We start from the raw sequence: 20017 nt of genomic DNA, 5'->3' as shown, positions 1-20017 counted from the left end.
CAATAACAATAGGAAATTCTTATGGCTGGATTCGGACTACCAAATTTTGGACAACTCACTGAAGCTTTTAAAAAAGCACAACAAATTCAGCAAAATGCACAAAAACTACAGGAAGAGCTAGAGGTTATGGAAATCGAGGGGTCAAATCATGACAATCGGGCAAAAATATGGATGTCAGGTAATCAAAAGCCTTTACGAATAGAAATAGATCCATCTCTACTTTCTGAAGAAAAAGCAATAATCGAAGACGCAATATTAGATGCTATGAAATCTGCTCACGAAGTTTCAACATCAACAATGAAAGAACGAATGGAAGATTTAACAGGTGGATTAAAGCTTAACTTGCCTGGTATGGGAGAAGAGAATTAATCATTTCCTCAAGATTCTCACGATAAAAAGGATATCTTTCAAGATCTTTATCAATTACACAACCAGGCTCATCTCTATGCAAACAATTACGGAACTTACATTGCGACGTAGTTAATTGAGTTCGAAACTCTGGGAACAAAGAAGCAAAGCCAGATGGCTCACATACTATTTCTGGACGATTAAAGCCTGGTGTATCAGCAAGCAGTGATCCTTCTCCAATTGCAAAAAGTTCGACGTGTCTGGTCGTATGTGTACCTCTCTTTAATTTTTTCGAAACAGATGATGTAGGGAGTGAAGCGGTAGGGATTAAATGATTAATTAAACTTGTCTTTCCTACTCCAGAGGGACCAGCAAGTACAGTTAATTTTGTTTTTCTAAATCGCTCAATTAATAAATCGATTCCCTGAGAATTCTGTGTGGATACTGGTATACAATCATAACCCCAAGATTTTAATCTATTTACATATAAAGTTACATCATCCTTTTTAATTAAATCAATTTTAGTTAAAACTATCAAAGGTTTTATATTTGAACATTCAGCTGTTAATAAAAAACGACTTGCTTGTTCCATATCAAATAATGGCTCATCAACCGAGATACAAATAGAAACTAATGTAACGTTTGCAACAGCTGGACGCTTTAAAAAACTTATTCGCGGCTCTACCTGACAAATTACGGCTCGTTTATTTTTATAATCAATAGATTCAACACAAACTATATCGCCTACATCTATAAATAAGCCCTGATAATCTAACTTAGCTCTTCGTGTGCAAAGCAGTTTGATTTTTTCAGGAAATTCATCAATTAATTCTTCTTTAAAATCTTGATAATCAATCTCTACAATTAAAAAACTCGCCTTGAGTGAAACAACAATACCTTTTAGAATCTTAGCTTTATGTTTGTTCACTCGATATTATCAAAGTTACTTTTTTAAAATCTTTATAAAGTATATTTACTTTATACCCCTTCTCTTGTAAACCCTCAATAAGACTAATTTCTGATTCACCTATGTCTGTATCTACCTTTAAAATATCATTTGAAATCAAGTCTTCCAAAGCCAAGCAACATTTAATAAAATTAACTGGACAAACAATGCCACGCAAGTCTAAATAATGATCAGTTAACGTATTTTCTGACACTATTTTTTTCCAAATAATTTACTAAATAAACCACTTTTATGATAGTGATATTGTGTTCCACGAGCAGAATAATGTCCAGCTAATTCTTCTAGCAAATTTCTTTCAGAATCTGATAATTTTGTAGGTAATTTAATCTTTACTGAAACTTGATGATTTCCTCGTGCTACCGGATTACCAAGCTTTGGTACTCCCTTATTTTCTAAATTTAGAATAGAATTGGGTTGAGTTCCTACTGGTATTTGTAGTTTAGTAGGGCCATCCACAGTATCTATTTCAATAGTATCTCCTAATATTGCCTGAAGATAACTAATATTTACCTCGGATAAAATAGTCAAACCATCTCTCTTAAGATTTGGGTGGTTTTTAACTTTTAAAAATACATATAAATCTCCAGATGGACCACCTTTTAATCCAGCATTACCTTCTCCTGAAACTCTTAATCGTGTTCCACTATCAACTCCAGCAGGAATATTAATTTTTAATTTTTTTCTTACTTGTTTAACGCCTTTCCCTCCACAAGCATTGCAAGGATCTTTAATGACTTGTCCAGTACCACCACAAGTGGGACATTCAGCGACTTGGGTAAAACTTCCAAAAGGGGTACGAGTAGCTCTTCTTACTTGACCTGCGCCACTACATGTAGGACAAGTAACAGGACCAGTGCCTTTCTTAGCCCCAGTCCCTCTACAAACATCACAAGTTTCTAAATGAGGAACCGTGATTTCTTTTTCTTGACCAAAAATAGCTTTATCAAAATCAATTGTTAGGTCGTAGCGTAAATCGTCTCCCTGTTGAGGTCCACGTCTTTGAGGGCGAGAACCTCCTGGAGAACCAGAACCACCAAAGCCATTAAAAAAGGTCTCAAACAAATCTGCAAAGCCGCCCATGTCCCCCATATCCGGCATACCAGCAGCCCCGCCTATTCCAGCTTCTCCAAATTGATCGTAACGAGCTCGCTTTTGAGAATCGCTTAAAACTTCATATGCTTTACCTATTTCTTTGAACTTATCCTCTGCACCTGCTTCCTTATTCACATCCGGGTGATATTTCCGAGCTTGCTGTCTATAAGCTCTTTTTAAAGTGTCAGCATCAGCATCTCTGCTTACACCTAATAGATCGTAAAAATCAGCCATTAGTTCATTTAAACAAATTCACTTCCGTTTCGATCATCATGTACTTAATTCTCATCTTTAGTTGAAACCTCTGAAGCTTGACTTTGTTCTTTATTAGAAGTACTAGGATCAGGAATATCTTCATTAGAAGTTTTCGGTCCTGGTCCCATAGAAACTTTGACCAAAGCATGCCTTAAAACTCGACCATTCAAGTGATAGCCTCTTTGTAATTCTTCAATAACAATATCCTCAGCCTTTTCATCACTGGGCTCTCTCATAACAGCTTCATGCAAAGAAGGATCAAAAGCCTGATCAACTACACGCATTGGAGCAACACCTAATTGCTTAAGAACTTCAACTAATTGCTTATAAAGTCCTTGATAACTTCGGTGTAAAGCTTGAGCCTCTTCGCCCTCAGGGTTTAATTGCTGTCTTGCTCTTTCAAAATTATCGACAACAGGAAGTATTTCACTAAGCGTAGAGCAAGTGAGTTGGATTTTTAGATCATCTTGGTCACGCGTCTGACGCTTTCGGAAGTTATCAAAGTCAGCAGCTATTCTCATGTATTGGCTGTTTAGAGTTTCATGCTCTTGTTCTAATTGCTGTAATCTTGCTTCAGTATCTGGACCTTCAATATTTGAATCAGAACTAGTTGAAGATTGTTTATTTGCTGTATCTACTGAATCATTGTTCAATTGAGGCTCTAATTCGGGATTATCAGACAGCTCCACTTGATTAAGTGATTCATTACTTGTATGAGAACTTACAGAGTTTTCATTGGAATTATCTTGTGATGAACCATCATGAGATAATTCATGTTCTGAGGAGGAAACGTCTGAATTCATATAATTTGATCAGATTAGACCATGTTGATAGCAAAGGGTTTTTTGTACAAGCTACGGAAGCCCACACCTATTAGATAGAAAGAAAATCTTTTACGAATCAACTGCAAACGAAAGAGCGACACCATTATTGCAATATCTTTTACCAGTTGGCCTTGGACCATCATTAAAAACATGCCCTTGATGACCACCACAACGTCGGCAATGATATTCAGTTCTTGGGACAATTAATTTAAAGTCTGTTTTTGTCTCAATTGCGTCAGGTAAATGATCGAAAAAACTTGGCCAGCCTGTTCCACTGTCAAACTTTGTTTTTGAAGAAAATAAAGCAAGCCCGCATCCTGCACAACGAAAAACTCCTTTCCTTTTTTCGTCATTTAAAGGACTTGAAAACGGTCTCTCTGTTCCTTCCTTACGTAAAACGTAAAAAACGTCTTTGGGTAAACGATTTTCCCATTCTTTATCCGTTAAAGTTTTATAGTTTTCCATAGGTGTAGGTGCAGCAAAAGCACTTTTTGGTTTGATAATAAAACCAAAAAGAGTATTCAAGATTCCAATCATTAAAAATCTACGCTTCAAAGAAATTTTTCAAGTTGATCAATATTAATAAAATTTCCTCCCTAAAAGTTTAAAAAAATTAATTCATAAACAATGATTTCCAACTCTCCCAAAACAAATGAAATAGCTAACTACAAGTTAAGTATCGCTCCAATGATGGATTGCACAGATAGGCATTTTCGTGTATTCATGCGACAAATCACAAAACAATCGCTTTTATATACAGAAATGATTGTCGCCCAAGCGCTCCATTACAGCAAAAATAGAAATAAATTATTAGATTTTGATGAAATTGAACATCCTATTTCGATACAACTTGGAGGAGACAATCCTAAGCTTTTAGCTGAAGCAGCTCAAATGGCTGAAGATTGGGGATATGACGAAATAAATTTAAATATTGGCTGCCCGAGTCCAAAAGTAAAATCTGGCAATTTTGGAGCTTGTCTAATGGGAAAACCAAAGATAGTCGCCAGTTGTATAGAGGAAATGAAAAAATCATGCAATATCCCAATAACAGTGAAACACAGACTTGGTATTGATAATCTCGATACTGATGATTATCTCATGCAATTTGTTGATAGTTGTTCAATTGCAGGAGCAGAGAGATTTATAATCCACGCAAGAAAAGCTTGGCTAAATGGATTAAATCCAAAAGAAAATCGAACAATTCCACCCCTTCAATATGAAAGAGTTGAAAGATTAAAAAACAACCGCCCTGAATTAATTATCGAACTTAATGGTGGAATAAATACAATAAATGATTGTATTAAAACTCTCAAAGTATTTGATGGAGCAATGGTCGGAAGAGCTGCTTACTCACATCCTTTTATTTGGACAAAAATCGATTCGACAATTTACGGACAAAAGGAAGAATATCTTTCGAGATCAAAAATAATAATAAAAACTATTCCTTTTGCTCAAAAACATTTAGAAAATGATGGACGTCTTTGGCACATAGCTAAACATATTTTAAACCTGATAGAAAACATACCTAATGCAAAAAAATTAAGACAAGAATTAAGCGAAAAATGTCAACATAATAAAGCTGAAATTTCTATTTTAAAAAAAATTGCCCAGCAACTTGAAGATGCTGGGCATTAAAAAAAGGACAAAATCTTTAAGATTCTGCGCCTCCATAATCTGCAGTTGTGTCGTCTCCCCCTTCAGGCGAAGCTCCTCTTCTTCTTCTACTACGACCTTGATCAAAGCCATTAGCATCTTGGGAAGCATTTCCATGACTACGATCTTCCCAACCTTTAGCTCCAGAAGGTCTATCTTGAGCTGATTGATCTTGGCCACCACCGCCATAGCCGCCACCGCCATAGCCGCCACCGCCGTAACCGCCGCCTTGGCCGCCACCGCCATAGCCGCCACCGCCGTAACCGCCGCCTTGGCCGCCACCGCCATAGCCGCCACCGCCGTAACCGCCGCCTTGGCCGCCACCGCCATAGCCGCCACCGCCGTAACCGCCGCCTTGGCCGCCACCGCCATAGCCGCCACCGCCGTAACCGCCGCCTTGGCCGCCACCGCCGTAACCGCCGCCTTGGCCGCCACCGCCATAGCCACCGCCCCTTCTGGGAGCACTGCCTCTAGGTTCAGCTTTGTTAATTCTTAAAGGACGGCCCATAAGCTCAGCTCCTTGTAGAGATTCAATTGCAGAAGCTTCAACCGCTTCATCAGCCATCTCAACAAAAGCAAAACCTCTTTTGCGTCCTGTATCTCGTTCTAAAGGTAAAGAACAATTTGCAACCTCCCCAAAGGGAGAAAACAATTCAATGACATCTTCCTGCTCAGCGCGGAAGGGTAAGTTGCCGACAAAAATACTCACTTGAAAATTGGACTGAAAATAAAATGTAACTAATGGGCTACGAATAGCCATAATTAACAACTCTAAATTGAGTTGTCATCAACTACTTTAATACTGAAAGCCCTAAAAAAGATTGAAAACAATTTTTTTACTTAAATAATTTCTCACGCCATAACACAAGCTGTTCTTGAACTCTCTCAAATCCAGTACCACCAAAACTCAAACGCGACTCAACTACACTTGATGGTAAAAGCTTTTCATAAATATCTTTTTCAAAAAATTTATGAAATGTTTTCCATCTTTCCAGAGGAATATCTTTTAATAAAACCCCTTCCTCTAAAGAAGTTTTAACAATTCGACCAACTAATTGATAGGCCTCTCGGAATGGAATGTTCTTTGCAACTAAATAATCAGCAACATCAGTGGCATTTGAAAAGTCGGATGAAACAGCACGATCGAGTCTTTCTTTTCTAAAAATCAAACCTTCCTCAAACAATATTGATATTGCAAGTAAAGAATTTTTAACTGTTTTCACGCTATCAAAAATTGCTTCTTTATCCTCTTGAAAGTCTTTATTGTAAGCCAAAGGTAATCCTTTGATCATGGTTAACATAGCTTGTAAATGCCCAAATACTCTCCCTGACTTACCTCGAACTAGTTCTGGAACATCCGGATTCTTTTTTTGAGGCATAAGACTACTTCCTGTAGCACATCGATCAGTTAATTGAATAAATGCAAATTCTTCAGATGCCCATAAAATAACTTCTTCAGATAGTCTACTTAAGTGAGCCATAATCAACGCTGAGGCTCCTAAAAATTCTACGACAAAGTCTCTATCACTAACAGCATCTAAACTATTAGAGTAAATATCTTGAAAATACAATTCTGAAGAAGTAACTTTTCTATTAATTGCAATAGATGTGCCAGCCAAAGCAGCCGCTCCCAATGGAGAAATATTAACTCGTTTTCTTACATCTTTTAATCTATTTCTATCTCGTTGTGCCATCTCAACGTATGCCAATAAGTGATGCGCTAAAGACAAGGGTTGTGCTCTTTGCAAATGCGTATAACCAGGAATAAGCGTATAAAGATTTTGCTCTGCTAATAAAAAAAGAGCTTTCTGAAAACGCTCCAAATCCATATCAATTTCATCAATGCGCTTTCTAAGCCATAATCTTAGATCTGTTCCAACTTGATCATTACGACTACGACCTGTATGAAGTTTTTTCCCTACCGGACCTATCAAATCTATTAATTTTTTTTCTACTGCAAAATGAACATCTTCATCTGAGATATCAGGTTTAAAACATCCATTAGATGCCTCTTTTCTAATCTGTTTAAGACCATTTTCTAATTTAATAGCGTCTTCTTTAGTAATAATCCCTTGAATTCCAAGCATGCGTGCATGCGCAATTGATCCATCCAAGTCTTCTTCTAATAAGCAAATATCAAATTCAATTGAAGCATTAAATTTTTCTATAAAAGGATTTAGTCCTTTATCAAATCTATCGCTCCAAGTTTTGGTCAATGCATTTTCCAAGTTACTAATATAAATAAAGCAAGAGTCTTGGGAATTGTCAGGAGATTTACTAAGTTAATTCAGGAACCGTTGATCTTCATTGACTTTTAAAACCACCATTGATGCATCATCTTCAAGATGTTGATCACTTACACCAACAAAACCATCTAATCTGTCAAAAAGTTTATTTAATATTTGTTTAGCTCCTAATCCCTCCCTAGCAAATTTATCTAAAAAAGTTATCAAGCGAGTTTCGTCAAAACGTTCACCTGATATACCAGGTGCCTCAGTAACACCATCGGTGTAGTAAAGAAGAACATCACCAGGCTGAAGGACAATCTCGCCACAGCCATATTCAGCTTCAGGTTGAAGGCCTATCAATAAGCCAGGAGCATCTAATCTACTGATTGATTTTGAGTTAGCACTCCATAGTAAAGGAGGATTGTGTGCAGCATTAGCAAAACGCAGTTTTCTTGATTGCGCGTCAAAGTCCGAATAAAACAAAGTTACAAACCGGTGTGATTGAGTCAAATCTTCAAGAGCTAATTGATTTAAATCATGCAAAATAGAATCAGGGGTTAATCCTGTCAAAACTTCTGCTCTAAGCATTCCTCGCAACATAGTCATCAACAATCCGGCAGGAACTCCTTTACCCATAACATCACCGATCACAAAAGCCCAACGACCACTAGCTTTTGCAGTTGCAGTCAAATCTGGACGAGTAGGCATAAAATCGTAATAATCACCGCCTACTTGAAAAGCAGGTCTACAACAGGCAGCTAATTCAACTCCATCAATTATTGGACATTGATCAGGTAATAATTGTGATTGAATTTCAGCACCAATACTTATTTGTCTATCGACTTTTTCATGATTCCTAATCACCTGAAATATAGCATCATTTTCAATAGCTACTCCAGTCAAATCAGCAACTATTTGAATATGTTTTCGGTGAACATTACTTCCAAAAACAATCTCTTTTTTATCAAATGCATACAATCTACCTCTCTGTCTTCCACGAGAAACTATTGATGCAGCTATTAAATTAGAAGAGTCAAAATATCTTTGAACCAAACCATCCAACATTGCAATATTTCTTTCCTGCATACCAAAACCCATTTTCTTTCCTTCTTCTAAAAGAAATAATTGCCTGAATAATTCCTGATCTTCATCAGTAGGAACTATTTGTAATTGTTCACACCAAAGACTCCCGTTATCTTGAAAAGGTATTAATAAAGCTCCTTTCACACCAACTAATTGAGTGACAAGAAGTGGAATAACTTCAAGAAAGCGCTGTAAATTAGTAAAGCTACGCAAGGCAAAGCTTAATGAAAGCAATAAATCTTGATTAAAAATTTGCTCTTGAGAAAGACTATCAATCAATTCTTTTAAAGACTTGGACGCAGCACTTGATAAGTTGTTAGTTGCATGTAGAGATTGTTGTTCTGAAATCGGAGAATTTTCTTTCACTACTCTCCAGCAATAAAGAAATTAAAACTTAGCAACATGTAGCAAAAATGTCTCAAACTCATCGACTAGTTAACAGTGCCTCGATAAATTCAAAACTATTAAATGGTCGTAAGTCCCTTATTTGCTCCCCAGCTCCGATAAATCTGACAGGAAGTTTCGCTTCTGATGCAACAGCCATCGCAACGCCTCCTCTAGAAGATCCATCGAGTTTTGTAAGTATTACACCTGTTAATTCTGCTGACTCAGCAAACGCTAGAGCCTGCTTGAGTCCATTTTGACCTTGGCTAGAATCAAGTACTAGTAATGATTCCACATTTGCTGTAGGAGCAAGTTTAACAATAATTTTTCTAATTTTTTTTAATTCCTCCATTAGATTATTTTTCGTTTGTAATCTACCTGCAGTATCTACCAATAATAAGTCAATCTTTTTAGATTTACTTGCACCAATGGCATCAAATACTATCGATGCTGGGTCAGCATTCTTAGACTCATTTGAAATAACTTCAACCCCTGTTCTATTACCCCATACTTTTACTTGTTGAACAGCTGCAGCTCTGAAGGTATCTGCAGCAGCAATCATTGCAGAGAAACCACTTCTTTTTGCAACACTTGCCAATTTACCAAGGGTAGTTGTCTTCCCAACTCCATTAACACCTACTAACATCCAGATATTCAAAGAACCTTTTTCTGGGGTAAGTAAATCAACACCACTATCTTTTATTGGCTTTTCAAGAACATTAACTAATTGTTCTTTCAAAAAACGTAAACCATCCGAAGCTTCAACAACTTCCTCATTTAACTTACTTCTTAATGAATCTAATATTTGATCAGTAGCTGAAACTCCCGCATCTGCTCTAAGTAAAAGAGTTTCTAAATCATCAAGAACTTCAGGTGTAAGTGGATCGTCACCTAATTTATCTAATAAATCAGTAACAAAGCCTTTACGAGTTTTCTCTAATCCTTGTTTTAATCTACTGAGCCAATCTATTTCATCTAACGAAAATTGATCAACTTGTTTACCTTGCGCCGCTAAAACTTGAGCTGACCATGTAAAAGTATCATCAAAGGCGCCAAGTTGAAGATCATCTTCTTCGTTTGGATCTTCACTAACTTCGACAGAAGAATTTATATTTAAGCTCTCAGTTATATTTTGTTCATTATTACGTATTTGTTTTTCTTCTATTTTTTTTTCACGTAACTCTCTCTCGTCTTGTTGCTTTTGCTTTAGTTGCAAATAAGCTTGTTTTGCCCAATCTAAAGACTCATCAACAGATGAAGAGTTCTCACTCTCTTTAGTATTAGCAGGACTTCTTTCATCCTGACGAAAATCTTCTTTCATTTTAAATTTAATTTTACAATAGAATTTTGAAGTTTCCTTAAAACTCCATTAATCATTCTGCGCCCTTGTTCATCGCTATAACGATTAGCCAAATTTACAGCCTCATTACATGTCACAGCAGTGGGTGTATTAAAATCAATCAGATCAACAAATGCCAATCTTAAAATATCTCTATCAATTCTAGGTAATCTATTTAATCGCCAACCTTCCATAACACTATCAAGCTTATTATCTATTTTATCTTGTTTCTCAATAACTAAATGAACACGCTTCAAAGCCAAATCACGTATTTCCTTTTGGTCAACTACAGCTAATAATCTTGGTAATTCGATAGTTTCAGATAAAGAATTGAGTATATGCTCAGATTCAATTAAACAACTTTTCAAATGATGATGAGATTCTTTTAACTGTCCAGCATCTTCTTGTAATTCACTATCCAATAATTCCTGATTCGCTTTTTCTAATTTAGAGGCACAAAAATCTAATTGCTCTCTCCAATGTTGAGTTAAAGATTCAATTGCTTTACTAAGTAAACTTTCAACATTAATTTGATTAATATCTTTTTTTTTAATTTGTCCTAACAATAAGAGAGCTAATTCTCTAGAAATTGATTTTAATTGCATAATTATATCTTAAAATACTTTACGAAGATGAAGCTCTTAATTGAGAAAATAAACTAGAAAATGAAGTGTTTGTAGAGTTATTTCTATCATCAGGATTTACAATTCCAGCAGAAATAATTGTTCTAAATGCGTCTTCAACAGATATATCTAAATCTTTAACAGAACCCTCTGGCACTAGAGTGTACCAACCAGTTGTAGGATTTGGCGCTGTAGGTATAAAAACACTTAATAATGGTTTCTCTGGTTCAGTTTGAAGAGATGGTCCAACAATACCAGTCACAAATCCAACACTAAATAAACCTTCTCGAGGATATTCAACTAAAACAACTCGGCGAAATCTAGTTGAGTTATCTCTCAGAAAAGTTTCTAAAAGTTGTTTAAGAGTTTTATAAACAGATCCCGCAAGAGGTATACGTGAAAGAGTACCTTCCCCAAACTCAAGCAACCATCTCCCTACAAAATTTCTAGCCATAAGACCTATCAACAAAATACCTAGCAATGGGACCGTTAAGCCCAACGCAAGGTTGATTAGGTCTTGCAATAAAGGATTAAGAGTAATAAAGGGATTTAATTGTTTGGGTATTGAAGTCAAAATTGCCAATACAAAGCGACTGACAATTGTAGACAACCAAATAGTGGTAGCTAGAGGAATAACCACCAACAGACCAGCTATAAGGTCATTTTTAAGATCCTGCTGAAGCCTTGAGCCTAGAGTCAGATCTTCCTTGGGAGAGGACTGCACCAAATAAAGAGAGTCCGAAAAGTGTATATATGCACAATCTAACCAAATTCAGTGCATTAATTAAATAATTTAAGCTATTAATAGAAATAAACATTAAAAAAAGCATTTAAAGCTCGAAATAAAATCGTAATTTGCTGAAGAGCCTTTTAATTCAAGCTAAAAAATTATTCATGAAAAGCTGCCTGTGAACTTGCAAAAATCCATTGACCTAACAAAAAAAATCAAAGAAAAGGCTTTTGAAGAAGGCTTTGATCTCGTAGGAATTGCAAAAGTTCCAGGGTCTTCGCGAATCAAACTTCGAACCGCTTCCTTAGAAAGATGGCTAGAGGCAGGCCATCAAGCAAAAATGGAATGGATGAAAAGCCCAAGAAGAAAAAATATAGAAAATATGCTTAAAGGAGTGCAAAGTGTTCTTGCCGTCGGACTAAATTACTATATAGAGACTGATAAGACACCTAAAGATCTATCAATTGCGAGATATGGATGGGGTGAAGACTATCACAAAATTATTGAGAAAAAATTGAAAAAAGTTGCTAAGTTTTTAGAAAAAGAAAGGCCAAACTCAAAATGGAAAATATGTGTTGATACAAGTGCATTTTTAGATAAAGCATGGGCAGAAGAAGCCGGAATTGGATGGATTGGAAAAAATAGCAATATAATTAATCCTAAAATTGGTTCTTGGATTTTTTTAGGTCATCTTTTATCCACTGAAGTGCTGGAAGCTGACGAACCGTCAAAACCTATATGTGGTGAGTGTGAAAAATGTATTGAAGCCTGTCCAACAAAAGCAATAGAAGAACCCTTTATTATTAATTCGAACAAATGTTTGGCATATCATACGTTAGAAAATAGAGATAAAGAATTACCGAAAAATATTATTAATAAAATGGGTAATTGGATTGCTGGTTGTGATATATGTCAAGAAGTCTGTCCATGGAATCAAAAAAAGATTCCAAACACATCTGAACCTGATCTTCAACCAGCTGAATGGATATTGAATATAACTAAAAAAAGTGCATTATCATGGAATGATTCGAAATGGAAAGAAACTTTAGACAAGTCGGCATTAAAGCGAATAAAACCATGGATGTGGCGAAGAAATATAAATTCAATATCAAATAATACATAAAATGAAAAAAATATTTCTAAAAATTTATAAGTTTTTCTTTTTTACAAGTCTATTCGGATCTTTTTTCATTACTCAATCAGCACTTGCTTTTATTCCTATAATAAACGAACCCAGTAAACAAGAATTAGAGTCAACTTCAATACAAATTAGGAGGACAGCGATACAACTTATTCAATTTGGTCAAAACACTGAAGCAATCAAACTTTTAGAACTAGCGATTAAATTAAACCCTCAAGACAAAGATCTTTGGATCAATCTTGCTGAAGCTCAGGTTAGATTAAATAGAGAGTATGAAGCCTTATCATCATTAAATAAAGCAATAAAGTTAAAACCAAAAGAAGCAAGAGTATATTTCAGAAAAGCTTCAATATATATGGAATTAAATAATCCCAAAAAAGCAAAAATTTTCATAATGAATGGATTATCAATTGATAATAATAATGAAAAAGGATATTTTCAATTAGGTAATGCTGAAATAATGTTAAATAATTATAAATTAGCATTGCTTGCCTTTAAAAAATCTTCAAAAATTAATTCAAAATTTTGGCAAGCTATTAACAATGAAGGTCTTGTTTTATATGAGTTAAATAATCCCAAAAAAGCTATTTCAAAATTTAAATCAGCTTTAGAAATCAGCAATAATGCTGAACCAATGTTAGCTTTGGCAGTATTATTATATTCGTCAGAAAATAATAATAATGAATCCTTAAAGTTAGCTAAAAAAGCCTTAGAATCGAATCCTAAATATGTTTCAAAAGAATATCAAGAAAAGCAATTGTGGGGGAAAAAATTACAAAAATCAGCACAACTATTATTTAAAAGTAAAGAAATGAAAAAAGTAGTTAAAGAAGCTAAAGAAAAAAGTCAATAAATTAATGTTTAACAAAAAACTGGTTTTTAATAGATTAGTTAGTAGCCTTAATAAAGAAATATAGGCCTCTTAAAAACTCAAAGATGGCCAAGGAACGCCTGAAATCAATATCGTTGCATCAAGAAATGCAGCGTTCTTATCTCGAATACGCCATGAGCGTAATCGTTGGAAGAGCATTGCCAGACGCTAGAGATGGATTGAAACCAGTACAAAGAAGAATTCTTTTTGCGATGCACGAGCTAGGCCTTACACCAGATAGGCCTTATAGAAAATGTGCTCGTGTTGTAGGAGATGTTCTTGGTAAATATCATCCACATGGAGATCAAGCAGTTTACGATGCGCTTGTAAGACAAGTACAAATTTTTAGTTCAAGATACCCAATTCTTGATGGGCACGGAAACTTTGGATCAATTGATGATGATCCTCCAGCTGCAATGAGATATACAGAAACGCGACTAGCACCAATAGCTAACGATGCAATTTTAAGTGAAATAGATCAAGAAACAGTTGATTTCTCACCAAATTTTGACGGGTCACAACAGGAACCGGATGTTTTACCAGCTCAACTACCTTTCCTTCTTTTAAATGGCAGTGCTGGAATTGCTGTTGGAATGGCAACAAGTATTCCTCCTCATAATCTGAACGAAGTAGTGGATGCCTTAATAGCAATTATAAAAAAACCTTCTTTGAGCGAAGCAAAATTATTAGAGCTTATACCTGGACCAGACTTTCCAACAGGGGGAGAAATCTTAATTAGCAATGGAATAAAGGAAACTTACACAAAAGGAAGAGGAAGTATAACGATGCGAGGGATAGCTCATATTGAGGAAATTAATCCAGGAAAAGGTAAACACAAAAGGAGTGGAATTATTATTACTGAATTACCATATCAATTAAATAAAGCTAGTTGGATTGAAAAATTAGCTGACCTAGTAAATACTGGAAAAGTTTCTGGAGTAGCTGATATTAGAGATGAAAGTGATAGAGATGGAATGAGAATTCTTGTGGAAATCAAAAGAGACTCTGATCCAAAAAAAATTCTAGATTTTTTATATCAAAAAACTTCATTACAAAGTAATTTTGGTGCTATTTTACTTGCATTAGTCAATGGTCAGCCAGTACAACTTTCATTACGCAACTTATTAGACAATTTTCTAGATTTTAGAGAAAACACTATTTTACTTAGGAGTAATTATCTATTAAAAAATATTAAACATAGACAGGAAATAGTTGAGGCACTCATCCAAGCTATAAATAATCTTAGAGAAATAATAAATTTGATTGAAAAATCTAAAGATACAGCTGAAGCAAAAAATAATTTAATTAATAACTTAAAAATAAATGAAAGACAAGCTGATGGAATTCTTGGAATGCCCTTAAAAAAAATTACAAACCTTGAAAAAAATTCATTAAAAAATGAAATAAAAGATTTAAGAGATAAACGTGCTGATCTTGAATCAATTATTAATAATAGAGACAAGTTATTGAAAGTAATGATTAAGGAACTTAAAGAACTGAAAAAAAAGTTTGGAAGTAGTAGGAAAACTAAGTTAATTGAAGGCGGAGATGCTCTAATTGCTGAACGAATTGCGAATCAAAGACCAAACAAAGAACTTCAAAGAATAAATGCTCTAAAAGAATTACCAAGTGATTCTGAAATTGTTATTCAAGCAAATAATGAAATAAAAATAATCCCATCAATAATAATAAAAAAATTAAAATTAAAAGAGCTTAATCAAGAAAGAAAAGATATTCTACCTACAAAATTAATATGGCCTGTTGAAAATGAACCAAAAATATTAGCTGTTAGTGAACTAGGTAAAATAGGCCTTCTTAAGTGGGAATTTGCAGGACAAAAACCTGGATTATTAGAACAATTTTTGCCAGCTGGTTTAGAAAATGACAAAATAATTAATCTTATTCCATTACCACAAATAAATGAAACAAGCTTAGGCTTAATAAGCAGTGACGGAAAATTCAAAAGAATTTCAATCAGTGAAATTACTGATATTTCTAATAGATCAACAACAATTTTAAAATTGAAAAAAGATATTAAACTTAAATCTTGTTTTCTTTGCGAAGAAAATAGCTATTTATATATTGTAAGTGATATTGGAAGAATTATGAAAATCAAGATAACAAATAATAACTTCCCATGTATGGGAAAATTAGCTCAAGGAACCACTATAATAAAGTTATTCCCAGGTGAAAATATCATTGAATCTCTAAATATTCAAGAACACCAAATCAAAGACATAATCTTAATCACTAATAAAGGTTCTTTTGTGAAACATAATACACAAGAAATAAAAATGTCTAAGAAAGGAGGATTAGGATCAATGGGAATCATTTTAAAAAATAAAAAACAAATTATTGATAAAGTAATTAATTGTTTTGTTAATAATAAATACGTTTATGTCAAAACAAATAAAGAGAAATATGAAAAAATAGATAAAAATCAAATTGATAATAGCCCATATAAAAAAGAAAAGAAATTAAATATAGAATTAAATAATAACGAATTTATCGAATCTGCTTTCTCAACGATCTTACAAGAAAGAATTTAAGATGAAGACGTTTTTTCAACCCATAATAAATATTCGTCAGTGACTGTTCCAGTAACATATTTTCCTGTGAAGCAAGATAAATCTAATTCCTTTATTTTAGAATCTTTAATGATAGCTTTGGTAAGATCCTCTACTTCTTGATAGATCATTTTATCAATCAATAAATTATCTTCTATGTCATTTATATTTCTATTGTAAGCAATCAATTCATGCCTACTTGGCATATTAATTCCATAAACATGAGGATATCTAATAGGTGGAGCAGCTGATGTAAAAGTAACTTTATTGGCACCTGCCGTTTTTGCCATTTGAACTATTTGCTGAGAGGTTGTTCCTCTGACAATTGAATCATCAACTATCAAAACATTTTTATTTTTAAATTCAGTACTCATAGCGTTTAACTTCTGACGAACAGAGCGTTTTCTCGATGATTGACCTGGCATTATAAATGTTCTACCAACATAACGATTCTTAAAAAAACCCTCCCTATATTCAATTCCTAACTGTTTTGCTACTTGCATTGCTGCAGGTCTAGAGGAATCAGGTATTGGCATTACTACATCTACATCACCTAGAGAAATCTGTTTCTTTATAGTTTCAGCTAACAAATCTCCCATTCTTAATCTTGACTCATAAACAGAAATACCATTCATTATTGAATCAGGTCGAGCTAAATAAACATATTCAAATGAACAAGGAAATAATTGAGGATTACTTGAACATTGTTTTGAATAAAACTCTCCTTCTGAGGTAATAAAAATACCCTCTCCTGGTTCAACATCTCTAACAATTTGATAATCATTGTTTTCAATAACTAATGATTCACTTGCGATTATCCATTCAGGTTTGTTGTTGGCATTTACTCTTTTACCTATAACCAAAGGACGTATTCCAAAAGGATCTCTAAAAGCTAAAAGACCATGACCTGCAATTAAAGCTAATGAAGCATAAGATCCCTGTACTCTTGAATGAAGTCTATTAACAGCAGTAAAAAGATCGTCAGGGTTTATATCTTTTCCTTTTATTGCACTATTTAATTCTGTTGCCAAAACATTCAATAACATTTCCGTATCACTTGAAGTATTTGTATGCCTTTTATCAACTTTAAAAAGTTCTTTTTCTAACTCTCTTGTGTTAGTTAAATTGCCATTATGAACAAGAATAATCCCATAAGGAGCATTTACATAAAAAGGCTGTGCCTCTTCTTCTCGATGAGCAGCACCTTTAGTCGCATATCGAACATGTCCTATGCCAGTCTTTCCTATCAAACCTCTCATATCTCTAGTTCTATAAGCCTCTCTTACTTGACCCTTAGATTTATTAATATGAAAAACACTGCCATCCATTGTTGCTATTCCAGTAGAGTCTTGACCTCTATGCTGAAGCAATAACAAACTATCGTAAATTTGTTGATTACATTGGTCGGTTGAAACAACTCCTACTATTCCACACATAATTATATTCCTTGGTTAAGTAAAATAAATTGAATTTTATAAGTATAATTCATAATGGAAATTATTTAATTATTTTTTGAAAGATAGTGTTTTTATATTTATCTTTTAAATCAAAAATATTCAAATCTATTATCAAATTATTTGATTGATATATTAATAGTTTATTTTTATTATTTACAGTACCTAAATGAGATAATGAAAAACTAACAGAGTCTTTTGATGATATCTTTTGATAATAATTTTTTAATTTCAAACTTTGAGCTTGTGAGCAACTAACTAAAATTCTGGCCCCTCCTTCTGCAAACAACATACGATCTAATCTTGATTGACTTGAAGGGAGAAGTATATTTGCACCTAATCCAGAACAAATACAACATTCGGCTATAGCCACTGCTAAGCCACCATTACCTAAATCATGAGCAGAATTAATCATAGATTTCTTTATTATATTTCTTAGAAAAAAATGAACTTCTTTTTCTAAATTTAAATCTATTTCGGGAGGTCTTCCTGTTTTTAAACCATGTATATACTCTAAAAAGGATGAAGCAGAAAGAGAAATTCTACTGTCTTGATTATTATTATTTTCTAAAGGTAATCCTATCATCAATATTTCATCATCTGATTTAAGCCAAGACTTTTTACAAACTTTGTTTATATCCTCTATCAATCCAACCATACCAATTACTGGTGTTGGGTGTATTGGGATAACAGTATTATTTGGAAGTTTTGTATCATTATACAAAGAAACATTTCCTCCAGTAACAGGAGTGTTTAGTACTTTACAAGCATTAGTTATACCTTCGCAAGACTTTGATAATTGCCAAAAACCTAATGGTTTATCAGGTGAAGAAAAATTTAAATTATTAGTAATCGCTATAGGTTCAGCTCCCACACAACTTAAATTTCTAGCTGCTTCTGCAACAGCAGCCATACTTCCGCGAAGGGGATCTAGAAACACCCATCTATCGTTACAATCAACTACAGAAGCTATACCTCTATCTTGATTTGATTTGATTTTAAATTCGTCTTGAGGACGTATTCTGATCACAGCAGCATCAGCTTCACCAGGATAAATAACTGTATTAGATTGCACTTGATAATCGTATTGTTTATAAATCCAATTTTTTGACGCTATTGAAGGAGTACTTAATAAATCTAATAAAATATTATTCCAACTAATAAATGAATTACTTTTTACTTTGATAATTCCATTATCTAAATTTTTAGGTAATAAATCTTCAGTCCATTTCCAAAGCTCTGTTAAATATTCAGGTGTTGAATTTATTAATATATGCTCCTCTATAGGAGTATCGTCAGCTAAAGCAGATGCGGGTAAATCTGCGACTACTTTTCCTTTATGTAAAACTCTAACTGCTTTGTCTTTTAAAACTTTTCCTACAACTTCAACATACAATCCCCATCTCATAAATAATTGTTTTAATTCATTCTCTGATCCAGGTTTAACAACAAATAACATTCGTTCTTGTGATTCAGATAACAAAAATTCGTATGCAGTCATTCCATGTTCTCTAGCTGGAACTCGATCAAGATTCAATTCAATTCCTACATCACCTTTTGAAGCCATTTCAGAACAACTACAAGTAAGTCCTGCGGCTCCCATATCTTGAGCAGCAATAACATATCCTGTTTTAAATGCCTCTAAACAAGCCTCTATTAATCCTTTTTCAAGAAAAGGATCACCCACTTGTACAGCAGGTCGATCATCTATAGAAGTTTTTGAAAGTTCAGAACTAGCAAAACTTGCACCTCCCATACCGTCTCTACCCGTTGTATTTCCTACATATAAAACTGGAAAATCTACGCCACTTGCTCCTGAACAAACTATTTCATCTGTTTCCATCAAGCCCAATGCCATTGCATTAACTAAAGGATTACCTGTATAACTACTATCAAATCCAACTTCCCCTCCTATCGTAGGAACACCTACACAATTTCCATAATGCGAAATTCCTGCTACAACACCTTCTAATAAACTGATATTTTTTTTATCTTCTAAAGGACCGAATCTTAAAGCATTTAATAAAGCTATTGGTCTAGCTCCCATAGTAAAAATATCTCTCAAAATCCCACCTACACCTGTTGCTGCCCCTTGAAAAGGCTCAACAGCTGATGGATGATTATGACTCTCAATTTTAAAAACTAATTTTTGACCCAAACCAATATCAACTACTCCTGCATTTTCACCTGGTCCTACAAGAATTCGACTACCTTTGGTCGGAAAATTCTTTAATAAAGGACGAGAGTTCCGATAACAACAATGCTCAGACCACATTACGCCAAACATTCCTAATTCATTTCTATTTGGCGCCCGATTCAGTCTTCTACAAATTTCTATATAGTCAGATTGTTTTAAACCTTCTTGCTGAAGAGAAGAGATAACATCGTATTCAACAAAAAAGTCGTTTGAATTAATGAATTTATTAAAATCATTATTTTCAGAAGAAAATGTCATTAA

Annotated in this window: 18 protein-coding genes; 5 read left to right on the top strand and 13 right to left on the bottom strand. The window is 34.1% G+C overall.

Annotated elements, in window-relative coordinates:
- Positions 1-21 precede the first annotated feature (21 nt).
- The gene (locus SIB53_RS03790) at positions 22-369 is read left to right on the top strand and encodes a YbaB/EbfC family nucleoid-associated protein (RefSeq protein WP_413678868.1); all 348 of its coding nucleotides are present in this window, start codon (positions 22-24) and stop codon (positions 367-369) included.
- Here SIB53_RS03790 and rsgA read toward each other — a convergent pair.
- The 5 genes from rsgA to msrB form a co-directional block, all read right to left on the bottom strand.
- On the bottom strand, positions 338-1276 hold the full coding sequence (gene rsgA, locus SIB53_RS03785; RefSeq protein WP_413678867.1) for a ribosome small subunit-dependent GTPase A: 939 nt from the start codon (positions 1274-1276) through the stop codon (positions 338-340). The genes SIB53_RS03790 and rsgA overlap by 32 nt on opposite strands.
- Positions 1263-1508, bottom strand: a complete 246-nt coding sequence (locus SIB53_RS03780) for a sulfurtransferase TusA family protein (RefSeq protein ID WP_413678866.1) — start codon at positions 1506-1508, stop codon at positions 1263-1265. Before SIB53_RS03780 ends, rsgA begins: the two co-directional genes overlap by 14 nt.
- A complete protein-coding gene (dnaJ, locus tag SIB53_RS03775) occupies positions 1508-2641 on the bottom strand; it encodes a molecular chaperone DnaJ (RefSeq protein WP_413678865.1) in 1134 nt (377 codons plus the stop codon). Before dnaJ ends, SIB53_RS03780 begins: the two co-directional genes overlap by 1 nt.
- 44 nt (positions 2642-2685) lie before the next feature.
- Entirely contained in the window at positions 2686-3465 is a 780-nt protein-coding gene (grpE, locus tag SIB53_RS03770) for a nucleotide exchange factor GrpE (RefSeq protein WP_413678864.1), read from the bottom strand.
- Between the two features lie 90 nt (positions 3466-3555).
- Positions 3556-4023, bottom strand: a complete 468-nt coding sequence (msrB, locus tag SIB53_RS03765; RefSeq protein WP_413678863.1) for a peptide-methionine (R)-S-oxide reductase MsrB — start codon at positions 4021-4023, stop codon at positions 3556-3558.
- Between the two features lie 90 nt (positions 4024-4113).
- On the opposite strand from msrB, the gene dusA reads away from it, so the two are divergent.
- Positions 4114-5121 (top strand): tRNA dihydrouridine(20/20a) synthase DusA, encoded by a 1008-nt coding sequence (gene dusA / locus SIB53_RS03760; protein ID WP_413678862.1) that lies wholly within the window; start codon positions 4114-4116, stop codon positions 5119-5121.
- A 16-nt stretch (positions 5122-5137) separates the two neighbouring features.
- Here the strand turns inward: dusA and SIB53_RS03755 are convergent, their stop codons facing one another.
- The 6 genes from SIB53_RS03755 to SIB53_RS03730 form a co-directional block, all read right to left on the bottom strand.
- A complete protein-coding gene (locus SIB53_RS03755) occupies positions 5138-5848 on the bottom strand; it encodes an RNA recognition motif domain-containing protein (RefSeq protein ID WP_413679110.1) in 711 nt (236 codons plus the stop codon).
- 127 nt (positions 5849-5975) lie between these two features.
- Positions 5976-7367: an argininosuccinate lyase gene (argH, locus tag SIB53_RS03750; RefSeq protein WP_413678861.1), complete on the bottom strand. Its 1392-nt coding sequence runs from the start codon at positions 7365-7367 to the stop codon at positions 5976-5978.
- Positions 7368-7421: 54 nt separating this feature from the next.
- Positions 7422-8816, bottom strand: coding sequence for a PP2C family protein-serine/threonine phosphatase (locus SIB53_RS03745; RefSeq protein ID WP_413678860.1), 1395 nt, complete (start codon positions 8814-8816; stop codon positions 7422-7424).
- A 58-nt stretch (positions 8817-8874) separates the two neighbouring features.
- Positions 8875-10155 carry a signal recognition particle-docking protein FtsY gene (gene ftsY, locus SIB53_RS03740; protein ID WP_413678859.1) on the bottom strand — a complete coding sequence of 427 codons (1281 nt, stop codon included), beginning with the start codon at positions 10153-10155 and terminating at the stop codon, positions 8875-8877.
- The gene (gene nusB / locus SIB53_RS03735) at positions 10152-10778 is read right to left on the bottom strand and encodes a transcription antitermination factor NusB (protein WP_413678858.1); all 627 of its coding nucleotides are present in this window, start codon (positions 10776-10778) and stop codon (positions 10152-10154) included. The genes ftsY and nusB overlap by 4 nt, the downstream gene beginning before the upstream one ends.
- A 19-nt stretch (positions 10779-10797) precedes the next feature.
- Positions 10798-11523, bottom strand: a complete 726-nt coding sequence (locus tag SIB53_RS03730) for a DUF502 domain-containing protein (protein ID WP_413678857.1) — start codon at positions 11521-11523, stop codon at positions 10798-10800.
- A gap of 187 nt (positions 11524-11710) precedes the next feature.
- Between SIB53_RS03730 and queG the strand changes: the two genes are divergently transcribed.
- The 3 genes from queG to SIB53_RS03715 all read left to right on the top strand — a co-directional run bounded on the left by queG (position 11711) and on the right by SIB53_RS03715 (position 16087).
- Positions 11711-12649 (top strand): tRNA epoxyqueuosine(34) reductase QueG, encoded by a 939-nt coding sequence (gene queG, locus SIB53_RS03725; protein ID WP_413678856.1) that lies wholly within the window; start codon positions 11711-11713, stop codon positions 12647-12649.
- A gap of 1 nt (position 12650) precedes the next feature.
- Positions 12651-13520 (top strand): tetratricopeptide repeat protein, encoded by an 870-nt coding sequence (locus SIB53_RS03720; RefSeq protein ID WP_413678855.1) that lies wholly within the window; start codon positions 12651-12653, stop codon positions 13518-13520.
- Between the two features lie 83 nt (positions 13521-13603).
- Positions 13604-16087, top strand: coding sequence for a DNA gyrase/topoisomerase IV subunit A (locus SIB53_RS03715; protein WP_413678854.1), 2484 nt, complete (start codon positions 13604-13606; stop codon positions 16085-16087).
- On the opposite strand, the gene purF is transcribed toward SIB53_RS03715, so the two are convergent.
- Together purF and purL are read right to left on the bottom strand one after the other, a co-directional pair.
- Positions 16084-17541 (bottom strand): amidophosphoribosyltransferase, encoded by a 1458-nt coding sequence (purF, locus tag SIB53_RS03710; protein WP_413678853.1) that lies wholly within the window; start codon positions 17539-17541, stop codon positions 16084-16086. The two genes, SIB53_RS03715 and purF, sit on opposite strands and share 4 nt — an antisense overlap.
- A 61-nt stretch (positions 17542-17602) precedes the next feature.
- Positions 17603-20014, bottom strand: a complete 2412-nt coding sequence (purL, locus tag SIB53_RS03705) for a phosphoribosylformylglycinamidine synthase subunit PurL (protein ID WP_413678852.1) — start codon at positions 20012-20014, stop codon at positions 17603-17605.
- Positions 20015-20017 lie beyond the last annotated feature (3 nt).

This window comes from Prochlorococcus sp. MIT 0916 (assembly GCF_047305155.1).
In the GTDB taxonomy this organism is placed as follows: domain Bacteria; phylum Cyanobacteriota; class Cyanobacteriia; order PCC-6307; family Cyanobiaceae; genus Prochlorococcus_B.
Note: the sequence above shows the minus strand (reverse complement) of the source record. Positions and strands in the feature narration are given on the sequence as shown.